Below are 16,798 nucleotides of genomic sequence, written 5' to 3' on the forward strand. Positions count from 1 at the left end.
CACTAGTTTTCATATCTTTTTTGTGTAGTTTATGTGAAGCGGAGTGACAGAAATAACAGCGATTGGTTCGGTCATGCGGGGTGATTATTTGCTACTTAAATCAGCTAATTTATAAATTTTAGATAGACTTGTTAAAGTGGGGAAATGTGGATTTTCTAGTGTGGGGAATGCAATCCATTTTTGAAAAAAACTTGTAGGGATTTATCCCCACAGAGCCTTGTGGATTAATACATCCCCATGATTAGGATATACTAGATAAACAGCGGAATCGCCCCCATATTTTATAAATTAATATTGACCGATGTGCCAAAGTGACATATTGTAGACTTGATTATCTGATTCCCTTTAATTACTTTTACCTAGTCAATATGGAGTACCTGTACCTATACATAGTTAAATGGATATTCTAAGTAATCACCCAATCTACACAATTAGTATTCAAATCACATGAAAATTGAAAATAAATCTATTTAATACAGTTTGTGGCAAGTATATGAAAAATAGAAAAGGGGCAGATTTAATTTGCATGCAACAAATCATTCAGAGGCTGGAAAAGGGGTTGCAGCAGGAGTTTCCTCATCGATCGCCTGGGGAGTTAATACAGTCATCATTGGGGTCATTTTAGCGAAAGCACCATTTGTCGATTCAGCGGCAGCCATGATATTAGCCCCATTTGTAAGCTCCTTCATCCATGACTTATTTTCCTCTCTTTGGATGATTCTATGGATGTCTGTGAAAGGCAAGATGATTGAAGTACTAAAATATATGAGAACCAGAAACGGATGGATTATCGTACTAGCTGCGCTATTCGGCGGCCCCATTGGAATGACGTGCTACTTACTTGGTATCCATTATATAGGTGCAACTTTTACAGCCAGTATTAGTTCATTATTTCCCGCAATTGGGGCCCTGCTTGCTTTCATATTTTTAAAAGAAAGAATAGGTCCTAGAGCTTGGCTTGGTATTGTTTTAAGTATCGCCGGGGTCATAATATTAAGTTATATTCCATCTTCCGGAGTTTCCAATTCCTATTTTATCCTAGGAGTATTGCTTGCTTTAGGCTCAGCCATTGGATGGGGACTAGAGGGAGTAATCTGCGCTTGGGGATTAAAGGATGATGATGCTGATCCTGAGATGGCCGTTACGATAAGACAAACGGCTTCTGCGCTAACCTATACGATATTCGTCATGCCAATGATTCATGGATACTCATTAAGCTTTCAAGTCGTAAAATCTGACGTAGTTTGGCTATTCCTTATAGCCGCTTTTCTTGGAGCGGCCAATTACGTATTATACTACAGAGCGATCCATTTAATCGGGACGGCAAGAGGGACAGCCCTTAATAATACATATGCCGCTTGGGCACTCGCCATCAGCCTAGTCATATTCAAAACACCAGTCAGCCTCCATTTCATTATTGGGACAATCATCGTCATAGTAGGTTCGTTCTTTGTCATAGGAAATCTAAAAGAGCTGGTTCACATTTCCGGTGATTTTGATATTAATACTGAAGATGCCGAACATCCGGGTAATTTGATATCTAGTAATAAGAAAAAATGGACAAAAAAAACGTAACGGAATCTGTTGAAGGGAGTAGAAAAATATAAATGACTTTTAACAGGGACACTGGGACAGGTATAGACCACTAAAAAGTAATTAGTATAAAAATCGGATTCAAAGTGTGTCATAAGTTGGAAGCTGTATGGATAATGGACCGTTGGAATCTGTATGAGGAACCCCAAATGGGAAAAATATTATTTACATAGGTATGGTACTTCCGAAGCACTTGTGGTATATAAGTAAATACAATTCTATAATCCTGATCGATTACAAAAACAACTAAGCGGCTTTATCCCAATGATATATAGGGCTAAAGCCGCTTAAATCCTTATAATTATTTCCACTTTCTATTTAACAAAGACAGTTCATCTTCCCCACGGAACTTCTGTATTGTCAAGAACAATCGTTCGACAAGTGACAGGCACCCAAACCCAAGCCATTTTTTATGTGAATTATTGTGTGATTTCTTATGTCAATATAATGTGAAATGCGGTGTTATTTTGCTTGTGAATCACTGTTTTGCACCTCACAAGTAAACCCGTTAAGAATACTCTCCACAGGTTTTTTTCTTTGTCAAGAACAATCGTTCGACAAGTGACAGGCACCATTCATAAAAAGTCATTTCCAATTCTCTGGATGGTGCCTGGCACCCGATCTTCTTTTAACATAGGTATGATACTTCCGAAGGACTTTGTCTTGTTTGAATGAGTATGTACAATTCTGTAGTCATGATCTACTATTAAACAACTAAACGGCTTTAGCCCATTGATATATAGGTCTAAAGCCTCTTAAATTATTTTTATTATTTCCGATTTCTACTTGGCGGGCAGTCCACCTATCCACGAACTTCTGTATCTGTATTGTAAAGAACAGTCGTTCAACAAGTGACAGTGCGCCCTAAACTAATAGACCCTACAGTTATTTTAACTGAAACTTCAATAAAAAGAAGAAGGAAAAGCCCTGCAGAGATTTCTCTCTACAGGGCTTTTTTATTTGTCAAGAACAATCGTTCGACAAGTGACAGGCACCTATCATTAGGCTCTAGACCTCGTGTGTCAGCTTTATGGATCTTGTCCTGCAAGTACGAATAATACGTGAAAACTAAGTTTATATTCACTAGGCTGTATCCTCTGCTGGATGAAAACGCAAGATCCCTTCACGTTCTAGAGGAGCTCTATAATAAATTCTGTGATAGTTGGACTCATCCCCAAAAATAGAAATATGGGTTCTGCTTTAAGTCGGTCTTTTTTAAATCAATTACTTCCTTGACTTATTTACCATTATACGCTGGCACTCGTTTTTCTATCATTATATCTTACAAACTTCCGCCAACTAGCAATTAACAGTTTACTGGGTATACAACGCACAAAAAAACCTGCGGATAATACTCTCCACAGGTTTTCTTCTTTGTCAAGAACAATCGTTCGACAAGTGACAGGCACCTATCATTAATTGTCAAGAACAATCACTCGTCATATATAGGATAGTGAAAGGCACCAATCCTTATTAAAACTTAGTTGATAGTAACAGTACTTGAAGCAAAGTTAGCCTTGTTGCCATTTAAATCTTTAATTTCAAATGCGCTAGCTTCTTTCACTGTGATAGTTTGTTGTAGATCTGAAGCAGTTAGTCCAGTTCCTAATGTAATAACTACTTTTTTATTGTCAGATCCTGCAGCAGCTTTAACTGTTCCTGCAGTGTATTTTACATTACCTAAGAAGATATCGAATTCATCTCCATCACCCGTATCAATAGTTGCCCCATCCATTGCCTCGCTAAATGTTAGTGTTACTTCATTAGCACCAGTTAGCTCTGCTTTGGTAACTGTAGGACGCACGTTCTCTACAAGTGTTTCTGCAGTGGTTACTGCATCCATTTGTACTCCAGTTTGGCCCTTAACTCCACTTACTGTTATTTGCGTTAACCCACTATTTTTTAATGAGTCTTTAACAAATTCAACTACAACAACTGCACCTGAACTATTATTTTGAGTAAGAGTTACATTATCAATAGAAGCACCATCAATAGAGTAGTTTGCTTTATTTAAAGCAGTAGTAGCATCAACAGCATTCTTGAAATATACCTCTAATTTATTATTATTACTAGTATCTTGTTTAATTCCGTTATCTGAATCTACTGTAGTATCTAATTCAGGTTTACCAGTTGAAGAGTTTTCTCCTCTTGTAAATGTAACATCAACTTTTGGAGCATTATTTCCATTTACATCTTTAACAAGACCTAAAGGTAAAGTTAATTTGTAAGAAACTCCATCTTCTGTAAGGTCAGTTAATTTAAGTTTTAATTGTTTTGACTTATTATCTACAGCATTGTGTTTAACGAAATTTGTAGATGAAGTTGTAATCGTTTGGCTCGTTGCTGATGTAGTATAAGTTACGTTATTTTTAACATAGGTACCATCAATAGCAACACCAGTTTGAGGTTCAACATTTTCACTATAAGTTAATACTAAGAATTCCACTCCATTTATTTTTTCTACTTTACTGTTTTGTAAAGCTGGAGCTGTTGTATCGATTGATACATTTACTAATTTATTTTTTGATGCTGTTGATTGGCTCCAAATATCATTAACAGACGGTATTACTAATGTTTGTGGACCATTAGCAAATGCGCTTGACCATTCAATTTTATATAAAGTATCATCATCTTCATCTTTAGTTATAGCATTTGATGCAGTTCCATTTAGTGTGAATTCATTTCCAGTGAATACAGTGCTTAAAGGCTCATTAAATTTAACTTCTAGCGTAGTATTATTTTTAACAGTTACAGTTTGAACTTCTGGTCCTTTTACATCTGTAGTGTTATATTTAATTGTTGTTTGTGATGGATTAGGTGTGATTACGTTTTGTTTATAATCTGCTACACCGACAACTTTTACCTTAATATCTTTATTTTGGTCTACAGCTTGAACTGCATTAAGTTCAATTTCAATCTTTTTGTTATCTACATCTGAACTTACTACTTGTTGATTAAAGGTAGTTGAAGAATCTAAATCTTCACCATCTGCTCTTTCATATTCAAATGTTGCATTTGTCATATCAATCGGCTCGGAAAATTCAAGGACAGCAACTGGATTAGTACCGTTATGAGAATAAGATGTCTTTACTAAAGCTGGTCTTGTAGTATCCTTTGCTTCAACAGTAGTTGTATATTTTGTTAACTCTTCGCCTGTTTCTGTTGTAATACCTTCTCCTACAACTAGAGTATAATTTTTATCGAAATATTCTGATCCAGCAGCAGTAATTGTTAATGTTTTCCCATCATCGCTTAATTTAGATTTCGCTGTACTTAAACTAATTGATGCTGCATTATCTATAGGAGTTATACTGATATCTGAAGTTCCAACAACATCACCAGTAGCAACAACTGTGGATTTATCCACTGGTTTACTGAATTTGATCTCAAGTTGTTTAGAATTAATCACACTTGCACTCTGTACAGTTAGTTCCCCTACCACTACTTCTTCTTTAGGAACATCAGCTGATTTTTTAACGAATACAGCAAAGTCACCGCGTTTTGCGTTGTCATATGTTCCAAATGTTGTAGCTGAAGTACCACTTGTAATTTTGTTAGAAACTAGAGTTTTAACAGCGTCAGCATAGTTAGCTGGAACGTCGTTGAAAGCAGAGATATCAGCAGAACCTTTAAGTCCGAATCCAGTTACTAACCATTTTGCTAATTCTCCACGAGTGATTAGGTCATAGGCACCAAAAGAATCAGTTGATTTACCAGCAGTAATTTTAGCTGCTTTAAGGGCATTTACATATTTGGCTCTGTTAGCTGGTACATCTTTGAATCCAGCATCAGCAGCATTGTCAACATCAAGCTCTAAAGCTTTTGCAACAAAGATTGCTGCATCAAGACGAGTGATTTGATCATATGTTCCAAAAGTTGTAGCACTTGTACCATTGATTCCTTTTGAAACTAAGAAGTCTACTGCTTCTTTATAGTTAGCATTCACATCAGTGAAGTTTGCAGCTGCGCCAGCAACGCCTGCGAAAGAAGATGCTACAACTGCTGTTGATACAGCACCTACTAAAAATTTGCGATAAGATTTTGGTTGGTAAGCCATTGAGATATTTCCTCCCTTTAATGTGTAAAAAGTAATATGAAAATATAGCTATTTGGAGAGTGCTATTCTGTTGTTATCTTTCAATCTCCTAAATAAGCCCGTTAACAAATACTAGTATAGAATTTTAATAGAATAATGTCAATGCTTTACGGAAATGACAGGACTTCCAATTACTTGTAAATTTTCATTCTAGTAGCTAGCTATTTATGACAAAATTCGCTATAAAATTCTATTATAAAGCCAAAAAGGTATATTTTTCATGTACATTTCTGTCAATACCATTGTATAAACGGTTTTAACAACTAAAAACATTATAATTTTAATATAATATTTTTCCTTTCATTATTATATAGAAGGAATTTTTCCTTCTATATATATACTGCAGAAACTAGAGTTTTATTTAAATAATATCAATACCATCTTCCTAGTACCAATAATCATTGCATACAGTTCCTGAGTATAACTCTCAGATTATATCCTTATTAGGAACTTTTAAGTTGATCAATCCTTTTATACTTAATTAACAAAGCGTTCACTAAATTGCCTTATATTCCAACCCCGTTTATCTTTAATCCATCAGATATATGATTTCCGGAATTAAATTGAAATAATGAAGCCATAAATATAAAAAGAACCAATCACACATTATATGTAATCGGTTCTTTTTAATAGATGTTTAGCTTTTTTCGAAAAAAATTTAATTTAATGTTTCAGAGCTCTGTTCATTCAGGCCAATCTCAATATTCACCAGATTATTGGATTCTTGTAATTCCGATGAATTTGTTTCGTTACTAAGCTGCACCTCGATTGGAATTTCCTCTGGAACATCGCTTTCAGTTTCAGATTGTTGAACAGAAGGGGCAACTGCCGGTTCATCCATTTTATTTTCATCCGACACTAAAGCAGAAACTTCTGTGGCGGGATTCGGTGAATTTCCCTCCGGCTCCGCAATAGGTTCTTCTGCCGGTTCCTCTACTTCTTCAGGCTGTATTGGAAAAACAAAGGTAAACGGCAAAACTTTATTGCCAAATTCATCTGTTAATACCTCAGCTCCGGAGTAATATGGATCATATTTAAGCACCGTATCTCCTGCTAATGCTTCTTCATTAAATTTAAGAATAAGTTTTTTTCCATACTTTGTTGACTGGGATGCCGGGACAATGCCGATTCGAAAATCGCCGGGCTCGATATTGTATACCTCTTTTGTAAAAGTCAGTTCAATTTGATCGGGCTTTCCATTGCCATTTGTATCTACCTTAATTGCCGTGACTTCGGCATCGTAATGATATGGGAGATTGACTTCGACATCATTTGTGTAAACATAGACAGAATTACTTTCATTTCCAACATTGGCATCCAGTACGGCCGAACCAGTTACTTTAACAGATGAAACACCGTCTACTGCGTTGGCGGATAATGTGATTGTGTTGGAAAGTGTTTCACCAGAAATCGTGACACGACCACCTACTTCGATCGCTACAGTATCCGACTCTTTTGTTGCGTCTACTGCATTCTTCAGTTGTAAGTTATGAAACAGTGATGTGTTAATCTCGATCCGGTGTGTTCCGGTATTCACCACTTCAAAAGTCACTTTTGCTTTTACTTCTTTTCCCGGCATGAAAGGCTTTCCGCTTTGGTTGAGCAAGAGCATATTGAATTTTTTTACAGCATTAGAGTCATCCTCTATTACTGTTAACTTCGCACCAAGGGATCCATTATCGATGCGGGAAGGCTGAAAGTTCGTCGGTTCCACTTTCGTCTGATCGGACATCGGTTCACCGTTTTCCAATGTACCCGGCTGTGCATTATTGGCATAATTCTGATCGATCCAAACAATCGGTTCTGCGGAATCGTTGACATCCGTACTGGCCAGAGTAATGACCGCCTCTCCTTTTGCATCGAGTTTCACCTGTCCCTGCTTGAGATAACGACCATTTTCATCTATGAATTCTGGAAAATAACTGCCGGTCGGTTCATTTCCGAGGACACCATCAAGCAACTGATAAATCCCAACATTGACAGTCCCACCAGCAAACGCGGTTCCATCCGGTTTTGTTACGTAAATCTTATATTCGCGGCCATTATGTTCGATAATATTTCCGTTTTCATCGGTTTCCGCGATCGCGGCATAGTTTGTTCTTTGACCGGTAATGCTGATATTGTATGGCGTAGTGCTGAATGTGACGGGTTCTGCTTTCGCGTGGAATTCGTATTTTTCATCAAAGCGGCCATCCTGCGTTTTAATGATGATCCCGCCTTTTGTATCCCAGGTCTGATTGCTTCCGTCTAAAAAAACAATTGGCGTTACGGTGGCATTCGAACCTGTAATGGTAAAAACAGCTTTCCCGTTTTTATCCGTTTTGATTTTCACTTCTGCTTTTTGACCGTCATCCGATTGATAAGGAATATTTGAATTACCATAGCCATTTGTCACGATGACATTTCTTTTTGCAGAAAAATCGGTTCCTACATTTTCTGCAAAGGTAACATTTAACTCGGCACCTTCAATCGGTTTGTTGGAAACAGGGTTAATCAGCGTTACGGTAAATGTTTTTGCTTCGCCGTTTCTTAAATTATTTCCTCTATCGTCACCTTTAATCGTAATTGGTTGAGTACCTGGGCTATCCATTGTCAGTGCCCGATAGATCATCGCTGCGAAGTCGCCGCGAAATAGTGGATCATGGAAGCCAAATGTACCATCATTTTTCCCCACTGTGATCCCCGCATTTGCCAGCGCCGCAACGTAAACTGCTAATCCGGAATTCGGATTTACATCGGGAAAGTCAGTTTCCGCATCTGTTAACGGAAGTCCAAATGCAGCAACAATATATTTGGCCATTTGCGCACGGGTAATGGTATCAAGCGGACGGAAGGATTCCGAGGTAAAGCCGCTGACGATCCCGCGACCCGCTAATTTCGCGATCGCTTCCTGTGTAGATGCGTTTACCGTATGTAAATCAGTAAAAGTAGTGGAAGGAATATTTTTTCCATCCAACAGACCGAGTGTTCTGGCAACAATCACAGCAGCATCGCCGCGAGTAATGCGGTTAAACGGTCTGAACGTGCCGTCTGAGTAGCCGGCAATAATTCCTTGATCGGCCAAAGCTAAAATTGCTTCTTTATGAGCATTTCCATCTAGGTCCAAAAAACCGGAAGCATTCACTGTTGCTGTAAAAGATAAACCGACCAACGCAGCTGACACTGCTCCGGCTGCATATTTACGATGTAGGTTTGGTTGGTGCGGCATGAAAAAAACCTCCTGTATATCTACTTGTCTATGTTATTCGTACTTTATTATTAATTGAGTTAGATTTACATAACTTATCCAGCATAAAAATTATAATTAAATAGCGTTTATTTTTCAATATATTTGTACTATTCAGTTATTTTGTATATAAATTTTGGTATTTTCAGGATGGTATAATAGGATAACAGGACTATTTGATGGATAAAATATGAGAGGAGTATTATTTTGATTATTAGATTATGGAGGTCTATAGACATTTACAATTATCAACTTCTGAATCAATAACGCATTTCAAAAAAGTTTTGACTATATAAAAATAGTTTTCTCTAAACATGCTTCCTTATGTATAGAAGCTCGTTTTAAAAAGATCTCAGGATTTTTTAAAATAAAGATTGAAGAGACCAAAGCAAAGCTTATGGTCTCTTCAATTGGTAAACATTAGGGAAACACTAGAACCGTCCCTATGTTTTTATTAATAGTTTTCAGTGAATCCAATAACTTTATTACCAAATTCATCAACTAGTACAGAACCACCTGCACCATTTGGATCATAAGTGATTGCTCCAGTAGCACCAACGATTGAATCAGGGAATTTAACAATTACTTTTCTTCCATCTACAGTTACAGAAGTCGCTTTAGTAGTTCCGATTTTGAAGTCGCCAGCTTCTGCGCCAGTAACTGCTTTATCAAATGTTAATACAACTGTTTCATTACCATTAGCATTGTCTGTATCAACAGCATCTGCTTCTACATCAGCTGCATAGCTAAAGCCGATTTTTGTGTTATTAAGCTCAGCTTTTACAGTTACAGATTGGCTTTCATATCCAACACCATCATCGATAACTGCTGAAGTTTTTACGTTAAGGCTTGTAGTTCCGAATGGAGCTTGAGCACTGAACAACGCATCGTTAACATCATTGATATGTCCAGAGATTGTTAAAGAGCCACCTACATTAATAATAATATGTTCAGTTGAACTTAAATCAACATTTCTTGTATTTGTGATATGTTGGCTAGAAACATGGTCAGTATCAATTAGAATAGCATGTGTACCTGTATTTTCAATTGTGAAAGTTACATTCGCATCAATCGCACGTTCAGGTTGGAATGGCTTTCCACTTTGGTTAAGAAGTGTAAGTTTGAAATCTTGGAAACCATCAACAAGATTTTCTTCAATTTCTAATAGCGCACCTAATTCTAGGTTATCAACGCGAACATTTTGGAAGTTTGTTGGATCTACTTTAGTGTTATCAGATACTGGTTCACCAGCTTCATATGTTCCACCCTGCCAGTTTGTTCCAGTGTTTTGGTCAACCCATACAATTGGTTCAGCGTTATCATTAACAGCTGTGCTCGCTAACCAAACTTTTGCTTGACCGTTGTTATCTAATTTTACAACACCTTGGGTTTGATTTAATCTAGGTGCTGCTGTGTCTTCAAGGTTTCTGTCTACTTTATTAATAGTTCTATATAAGTAAGCAGCAGTTGGTTCATTTCCTAATTTACCATCTAGCAATTGATAAATACCAACATTTACTAGACCACCAGCATATGCAGTACCATCAGGTTTCTTAACAGTAATTACATATTCACGACCATTGTGTTGGAAGCCGCCTCTTCTTAAATCTTGAGAAATAGCAGCGTAGTTCGTTCTTTGTCCTTCAACAGCGATTGCATATTCAGTTACACCGAATGTAACAGTTGCTGCTTTTGCATATAATTCAGTGTTTTTGTCAAAACGGTTATCTTGAGTGTTAGGGATTTGTGGGTTTCCACCTTTAGTATCCCATTCTTGATAACTTCCGTCTAAGAATACGATTGGAGTAACAGATGTGTTAGAACCAGTTACTTCAAATGTTGCTACACCATTTTTATCAGTAACGATTTCTACTTCTCTTTCTTGGCCATCATTGGCTTGGTAAGGAGTAACTGCATGACCTTCAGCGTTTGTTACTGTTGCATTTCTTTCTGGACCGAAGTCAGTTCCAACGTTTTCTTCAAATGTAACGTTTAATGTAGCACCTTCGATTGCTTTACCTGAAACTGGGTTAGTAAATTTAACAGTGTAAAGTTTAGATTTACCATTTGTAAGCTTGTTACCTTGGCTGTCGCCTGTGATAGTTAATGCAGATGGTTTTTCGATTGGTGGAACTTTTTTGCTTGCAGCTTCAGCTCTTTGTAAGAAAATTGCAAAGTCACCGCGTTTTGCATTGTCATATGTGCCGAATGTTGTTGCAGAAGTTCCGCTTGTAACTCCGTTGCTTACTAGAGCAGAAACAGCTTCTTGATATTTTGATGCAACATCATTAAATGCTAATGATTGAGTACCAGCTTCAAGTTTGAATCCTTTTTGAATCCAAACAGCAAGTTCGCCACGAGTGATAAAATCTTGAGCACCGAATGTAGTAGCAGTTTTACCGCTAGTGATTCCAGCTGCTTTAAGGGCATTTACCGCACCTTTAGCACGTTGTGGAACATCAGTGAATCCTGCATCTGGAGCAGAAGTAGTGTTAAGACCTAATACAGCGGCAACAAATACTGCTGCGTCTACACGTTTGATATTTTCATAAGTTCCGAATGTTGTAGCTGAAGTACCTTTGATTCCTTTAGATACTACGAAGTCTACTGCTTCTTGGTATTTAGAGTTTACATCTGAGTAGCTTGCTGCGCCGGCAACACCTGCGAAAGATGATGCTACAACTGCTGTTGATACGGCACCTACTAAAAATTTGCGATAAGATTTTGGTTGGTAAGCCATTGAGATTTCCTCCCTTTTTTTATAAAAAAAGTTATTTATATAGTCAAAGCTATTTTACAAGTTACAATTTTTGCAAAATTAAACTCGTAATCTAGCTTGCCAACGAGACATAGTATAGAATTTTTACAGAATATTGTCAACATTCTGTAAACTATATAATCCTATATTTTGTAACATCTAACAATTTTACATATCTTTTACAATTTGCTTGATTTTTACAATTTAATCCATTCATTTGTGTCAACTGGTGGATTTCATTGTATTTCCAAGGCATGGAAGTATTTGGATATTATTTCACAAACTACTACATTGTAAATGATGATCAGCAAATATAATGGTTCCTTAAATAGCGTGTGTGGCAGAGCCCTTACACGACCATTCCAATCGGAATAATATACAAACAGACGTACTTTCACCTGTTTTGCCACTTGAAAATCATTTTGAATTATGTAAGTGAAACAATATCATCTGGTTCTTGCATATTGTTCTTAATTAAGAACATACTAAGTAAAATGAATGCGCCATTCTTAATTTATGCAGGATGTTCCTGATTAAGAACACCAGACTAAGATGACTCTATCAACTACAACCTCATTATAAGGTATAAAGATTGATATATCAATATTTTGTTCTCGACACCGAATAGGAAAACACTATCGTTCAAGTAGTTATTTTGTCGTAATTTGATCGAAATTTGACAAATACTGATCAATACTGTTCCTAATAAAGAACTAGTTTTTAATAAAACAGCCACATATTATCACTGCTTTGTAAAAAATATTTGGATAAATTGTCACAGATTGGAAATTGGCAGAGGTTTCTATATTAAAAGAGGCTTATGCCATTTCATACCGTGATAAATATAATAGGCCTTTTATTTATATAATATGAAAGGAAATGAACTGAATCGACATATTCACCAAATTGGTATATTTTCCTAATAAAGTTTATTCCTTCCAATTCGATTTATTTCTTGTTGTTTTTACATAACTTCCCGAATGAGAAAGCCCACTGCTTCAGCTGTGGGATGATAGTGGGGTCAAATCAGGCGTGTCTTCAGACGCGTTAATGATTTGATTTTTTTATTATTGAAAAAATGCCATTGTAATAGGAACATACATTCTGTTATAATCAAAGAACAGTATAAAAGTATGAAAGGAGGTGCGAGATGTTCGTCACCCATTCTTTTCAAATACCTTATGAAATAAACTTATACAACGAATTAAGAATAATGCAAAGAGAAGCTACTTCTGTTTGGAATGATATTGTTCGAGAAGCGAACTCCTATTATTTCACCACTAAAAAATGGCTCAGCAAAACAGAGATTCAAGCAGTACGAAAACAAACATATAACCTTCATTCTCAAACCGTCCAAGCGATTGCGGATAAATATGCAGCCAATCGGGAGACCATCCGAAAACTACGTCTAACAGATAAAAAAGCTAAATATCCGTGGAGAAAAAAGTACTATTATTGCATTCCGTTGAAAAAGGCATCTATGGAAATATCAGATGAAATCATCAAGGTCAAAAAGGCGGAGTACGGTTCTCCTTTGGTTGATTTATTGGCTAAAAAGAAAAAGAGGGGTTGGAATGAAAAGTTCCCGAAGAAAAATGGATATATTCTAATTCCGAATTTAACAACTGAAGATTTAACGAAATGTAACTATGCAGAGGTCGTTTGGAGAAATGGTTCTTATTGGTTCACCTATTCAGTAGAAGTTTCTGAAAAAGATAAATCCTCCTATGAATTTAAAGCAGCTGGTGGTGACTTAGGCGAAATCCATGCTGTTTCAGTTGCGACAGAAGATAAATCTTTATTGATTTCAGGTCGTTCCATGAGAAGTATCTCTCAATTCCGAGCTAAAACATTAGCCGAATTGAGTAAATTGATGTCTCGTTGTAAAAAGGGTTCGCGTCAATGGAGAAAATATAATAAAGCTAGGGGACGTATTCGTCAAAAAAGCAAAAACCAACTCGAAGAGTTGGAACACAAAACAACAAAAGAGGCAGTCTTATTTTTAGAAGAAGAGAAAGTCACTCACTTCGTGATTGGCAATGTGTCAGGCATTGAAAAGAACACAAAGAAGGATGAGAAAAAGAAAAAGAAGAACAATAAAGTAAGAAGACAACAATTGTCACTTTGGAACCAGGGGAAAATTAAAGAAAGGTTAATTTATAAAGCTAAGTTGAGAGGAATTAAAGTAGAAGAAACAGAGGAAAGTTATACTTCTCAAGATTGTCCATTTTGCGGTGGGAGACACCAAGCTAATGGGCGAAATTTTGTATGTTCTGTTCACAAAACAGAAATCCATCGAGATGTAAATGGGGCTCAAAATATTGCCAGGAAACTCTACCCGATGGAGGTAAAACTGATGGAATCGATTATTTATAAACAGCCTGTTTGGTATAAACATCATCTGACGGAGGAGAGAAGACAAGAAACTAAACATCCGAAGGATAAGCCTAAAAAGGCAAAAAGTATCGCCGAAAGGACGGCGTAGTTGGCACAGACCTTGCCCTCTTGAAAGACTGTTTTTCTCTCAAGAGTTGTTCGCCCAAGTCTCGCCTCTGCATCTTTCTCTTGAAAGTATGTAAGTGGGATGTTTGCGAAAAAGAACCCCACTGCTTCAGCTGTGGACGTGGTCAGGTCCCCTCATTTAATGCTATACTATTGCAAGGAAACAGGATTGATTTTACGAGGTGAGAAGCGTATGCAAGGGTTTTTGAAAAAGCTTATTGGCGATAAACAAGATAAAAAACTTAGTTCCTTCTATAAAAGGGTCAAGCAAATCAATGAACTTGAGCCGATCATTGAAAAGCTGACGGATGAAGAATTGCGCGCGAAGACGGTTTATTTTAAAGAGCAGCTAGAGAATGGGAAAACCGTGTTTGATATCCAGAATGAAGCCTTTGCTGTTGTCCGTGAGGCAGCGAAACGGGTGGTCGGAATGCGCCATTTCGATGTGCAGCTAATTGGCGGGATGGTTTTAACAGAAGGAAGTATTGCAGAAATGCCGACCGGCGAAGGGAAAACACTCGTAGCTTCCCTGCCAAGTTATTTGCGCGCCCTTGAGGGAAAAGGCGTTCACGTCATTACGGTGAATGACTACCTTGCCAGCCGGGACCGCGAACTAATTGGCGGGATTCATGAATTTCTTGGTTTAACGGTTGGGTTGAACGTACCGATGATGGAGCCTCATGAGAAACAGGCGGCCTATCAGGCAGATATTACATACGGAGTGGGAAATGAATTCGGTTTTGATCATCTGCGTGATCATATGGTTTATGATCCGAATCAGCGGGTGCAGAGACCTTATCATTATGCAATTATCGATGAAGTGGACAGCGTATTAGTCGATGAAGCGAAAACACCGCTGATCATCGCCGGAAAAACAGGGGTCAGCAATGAACTGAGCTATTTGTGTGCCCGCGTGATTAAATCCTTGGTTCAGGATGAGGATTTTATTCATGATATTGAAACGAATACCGTCAACTATACGGAGGAGGGAATTGCCAAGATTGAAGAGGGGTTTGGCATTGATAACCTATACGATCTTGAGCATCAGACCCTTTATCATTATGTGATTCAGGCATTGCGGGCGCGGATGATGTTTACCCGTGATGTCGACTATATTGTCAAAGAAGGCAAGGTCCTGCTTGTCGACAGCTTTACCGGCCGGACGATGGAGGGCCGTTCTTTAAGCAACGGGCTGCACCAGGCGATTGAAGCGAAGGAAGGACTCGAGGTAACGGAGGAAAATAAAACACAGGCGTCGATCACGATTCAAAACTATTTCCGCCTCTACCCTACCCTTTCCGGTATGACAGGTACAGCGAAAACGGAGGAAAAGGAATTCCAGCAGATTTACGGCATGGATGTGATTCAAATCCCGACGAACAGGCCCATTGCCAGGAAAGATATGCCGGACCGTGTCTATGACACCATTGACCATAAGTACACCGCGGTAGCAAAAAAGGCAAAGGAATTGCATGACAAAGGACAGCCAATCCTGATTGGAACGACGTCTATCCGCCAGTCAGAAAAGGTTGCTGAGTACTTGGAGAATGCAGGTCTTAAAGCTGAGGTTCTAAATGCGAAAACCGTTGAGCAGGAGGTTCAATTAATCAGTCTCGCTGGGCAGAAAGGACGGATTACTGTTGCCACCAATATGGCTGGACGCGGAACGGATATTATGCTGGGGGACGGTGTCGCCGAACTTGGCGGTTTGTACGTAATCGGAACCGAACGGCATGAATCACGCAGGATTGATAACCAATTAAAGGGCCGCTCAGGGCGTCAAGGAGATCCAGGCTGCACGGAGTTCTTTATTTCGGTGGAGGATGATCTCATCCGGCGTTATGCTGCGCAGGAACGGGAAAAAATCGTCAAGAAATTAAAAACGGACAGCGACGGCCGGGTATTGAATGATCATATTTATGAGTTCTTCAACCGGACGCAGCGCATTTGTGAGGGAGCGAACTTCTCTATCCGTGAATATAACATTAAGCTGGATGATGTCTTGAATCTGCAGCGCGGAACGATTTATGATCTGCGGACACGGATTCTAGAAAGCCGCGATCTTTATGAGTTAGTCAAATCATCGCTGGAATCGTATGTAAAAAGCGAAATCGACCTTGTCTGCAATGAGGAGGAAATCACCGAGAAATGGAATCTCCCGCTTCTTGTGCAGCATTTATTAGAGGTCATTCCTCATGCAGACCTTGCTGTGATTACAGATATGAGTGAGAAGGACAGGATTGCTGAAACCGTGAACGGACAATTAGCAGAATACCTCGTGCAGCTGGACCAATATCAGGACAATCCGCAGTTTATCGGTTCGATGCAAAGGTATTTGCTGTCTGTCTTAGACCATCATTGGCTCAACCATCTCGACAACATGGAACGCTTAAAGGAAGGCATCGGGTTACGCAGCTACGGCCAGGAGGATCCAATGCGCCAGTATTCCCGCGAAGGCCTGGAGCTGTTTACAGACATGTTCTACACACTGGAACGCGATGTCAGCAGGCAGACAGCTGCGATCATCCAAGCCTTGACTGGTCAATAAAAGGACAAAGAGACAGGTTTCTCGTCCAAAGGGACAGAGAACCTGTCCCCCTGTCCCGCGCAAATTTATCAATGA

The 16,798-nt window shown here is 38.4% G+C and carries 6 protein-coding genes; 3 read left to right on the top strand and 3 right to left on the bottom strand.

Annotated features, from left to right (window positions below):
* The first annotated feature begins 522 nt into the window (after positions 1–522).
* A complete protein-coding gene (locus HNR53_RS13225) occupies positions 523–1,575 on the top strand; it encodes a DMT family transporter (protein WP_184526740.1) in 1,053 nt (350 codons plus the stop codon).
* Positions 1,576–3,073: 1,498 nt separating this feature from the next.
* On the opposite strand, the gene HNR53_RS13230 is transcribed toward HNR53_RS13225, so the two are convergent.
* The 3 genes from HNR53_RS13230 to HNR53_RS13240 all read right to left on the bottom strand — a co-directional run bounded on the left by HNR53_RS13230 (position 3,074) and on the right by HNR53_RS13240 (position 11,655).
* Positions 3,074–5,650: an S-layer homology domain-containing protein gene (locus HNR53_RS13230; RefSeq protein WP_184526742.1), complete on the bottom strand. Its 2,577-nt coding sequence runs from the start codon at positions 5,648–5,650 to the stop codon at positions 3,074–3,076.
* 697 nt (positions 5,651–6,347) lie between these two features.
* A complete protein-coding gene (locus HNR53_RS13235) occupies positions 6,348–8,897 on the bottom strand; it encodes an S-layer homology domain-containing protein (RefSeq protein ID WP_184526744.1) in 2,550 nt (849 codons plus the stop codon).
* 472 nt (positions 8,898–9,369) lie between these two features.
* The gene (locus HNR53_RS13240; RefSeq protein WP_184526746.1) at positions 9,370–11,655 is read right to left on the bottom strand and encodes an S-layer homology domain-containing protein; all 2,286 of its coding nucleotides are present in this window, start codon (positions 11,653–11,655) and stop codon (positions 9,370–9,372) included.
* A 1,168-nt stretch (positions 11,656–12,823) separates the two neighbouring features.
* On the opposite strand from HNR53_RS13240, the gene HNR53_RS13245 reads away from it, so the two are divergent.
* The gene (locus HNR53_RS13245) at positions 12,824–14,158 is read left to right on the top strand and encodes an RNA-guided endonuclease InsQ/TnpB family protein (RefSeq protein WP_184526748.1); all 1,335 of its coding nucleotides are present in this window, start codon (positions 12,824–12,826) and stop codon (positions 14,156–14,158) included.
* Positions 14,159–14,368: 210 nt separating this feature from the next.
* Complete coding sequence (gene secA2 / locus HNR53_RS13250) at positions 14,369–16,723, top strand: accessory Sec system translocase SecA2 (protein ID WP_184526750.1); 2,355 nt, start codon at positions 14,369–14,371, stop codon at positions 16,721–16,723.
* Positions 16,724–16,798: the final 75 nt, after the last annotated feature.

It is taken from the genome of Bacillus benzoevorans (assembly GCF_014207535.1).
GTDB lineage: Bacteria > Bacillota > Bacilli > Bacillales > Cytobacillaceae > Bacillus_BD > Bacillus_BD benzoevorans.